A 1,789-nucleotide genomic window follows, 5' to 3' on the forward strand; every position below is an offset into this window, starting at 1 on the left:
ACCCATAGCCCCCCGGCGAGCAGCACAACCCCGCAGCAAACGACAACTTCGACGACAACCCCGACCACCACCTCGTCCACCGCCCCGACCACTACTACGACCACCACGCGCCCACCGTCGTCGTCGACGAGCACACCGACGACGGTGCCGATGACCACCGAGTATCTGACGCTGCCGTTAGTCCCGGTGCCCATCCCGGTCCAGGTGCCGCAGAACCAGGCGCCGCCGCCCCAGAATCCGTACTTGAATCCGGGCGGGGGCTACTACCCCGGCGGGGGTTACTGACAGGCAGCTACCAGTTGTCAGCCCGTCAAACAATCCGGGTTTCTTTTCCTTGCTCGCCGAGTACGCTGGAAGCGCCACGGTCGGCGGGCTGATGCGGTCGTGCTGTCGCCGTCCATGCGACCAGAACTTGATAGCTCCAGCGAACTGGTAAGGCCGCATGGCGTTCAGGCGGCGCGCCCCTCCGCTCGGGCCTAGCGAGCAGAAGATGGAGGGGAAGTGGACATCGTACTTGGTGTTTCGATGGCACCAACGACGGTCCGCGTGGCGCTGGTTCAAGGCGAAACCGCCGACGGCGCCACGGTCGAGCAAGACAGTTTCGCGGTCGGCGCCGCATCCAGTGCCTGCGAGCAGGTGATCGAAGCGATCCTCGGCACCCGAGAAGGCGCGCTCGAGGGCGGCTACCAGTTGATGTCGACGGGGGTGACCTGGACCGAGCCCAGCGAAGTCGGTGCGCTGCGTGACGCACTGGACGCCCGCGACATCCGGGGTGTGATGCTGGTTGCCCCGCTGCTCGCCGCGGCCGCCCTGACCCAGAACGTCGGTCATGCCCTCGGCTACGACTACATCGCGCTGCTTTTCGTCGAGGCCGGCAGCGCCACCCTGGCCGTGGTGGACACCGCCGACGGGTCGATCGTTGATCTGCATCGCCAGCGGGTGGCGTGTGCGCCCTACAGCGCCCAGGCCGCCGCCGAGCTCGCCCTCCTGGTTGAGCGCTTGGACCAGCTGGAGTCTCGTCCCGGTGGTTTGTTCATCGTCGGCTGTGGCGTCGACGTCATCCCGATCAAGCAGCATCTGGAGGCGGCGGCCTCACTTCCGGTCAGCATTGCCGAGGAGCCGGACATGGCCCTGGCCCGCGGAGCCGCATTGGCCTCGGCCAACGCGCCGCTGTTCGCGTCCTCGACCGCCGCGCTCGCTTACTCCAAGGATCCGGGAACCGGCGAGGTGCGGCCCGGCGCGCTCGCGTCCTATGGGGATGCCAACGTAGCCAGCGGAGCCCTGGCCTACAGCGCCATCGCCGATGAAGCCGATGACACCGATGAGCCAAAGCGGCAGCACCGGCCGTTACTGCTGGTCGGCAGCGGAGCTGCGGCAGTACTCGTCATCGGCGTTGCGGCGCTGGTGATTTCATTGGCCGCTGATCTGCGGCCCACGGCCGGCCAGACCGGCAGCGATGCCGTCGCGACCAAGCAGGCGCCGCCGAGTGACCACCCGCCGGCTGCCGCAGCACCGGCCCCGGCGCCGTCGGCCAAGCCGGCGCCGCCAGCCAAGCCGGCGCCGCCAGCCGCGCCGCCACCTTCCGCTGCACCGCCGCCTTCCGCTGCGCCGCCACCGGCACCCGCAGCCCCGTCACAGCCGCCGGAAACCATCCCGGCACCGGAGCCCGTTGCGCGGCAGTCGCCGCAGCGGGCAACGAACCCGGCTCCGGCGCACCAGGCGCCACGGCAGACCCCGGCCAATGTGCCGTCCCCGCCGCAAGAGGCGCCGGCGCCGCCACCGGCTGCAC

The 1,789-nt window shown here is 69.8% G+C and carries 2 protein-coding genes; one reads left to right on the plus strand and one right to left on the minus strand.

What is annotated here, in order from left to right:
- Window positions 1-194 (minus strand): hypothetical protein (locus tag MSP7336_RS23485; RefSeq protein ID WP_113965226.1); only part of this gene is annotated, 194 nt, incomplete at its 3' end.
- 307 nt (window positions 195-501) lie between these two features.
- On the opposite strand from MSP7336_RS23485, the gene MSP7336_RS23490 reads away from it, so the two are divergent.
- On the plus strand, window positions 502-1,789 hold a 1,288-nt coding region (locus MSP7336_RS23490; RefSeq protein WP_142706863.1), incomplete at its 3' end, for a DUF7159 family protein.

Source organism: Mycobacterium shimoidei, from assembly GCF_900417275.1.
Lineage (GTDB): Bacteria > Actinomycetota > Actinomycetes > Mycobacteriales > Mycobacteriaceae > Mycobacterium > Mycobacterium shimoidei.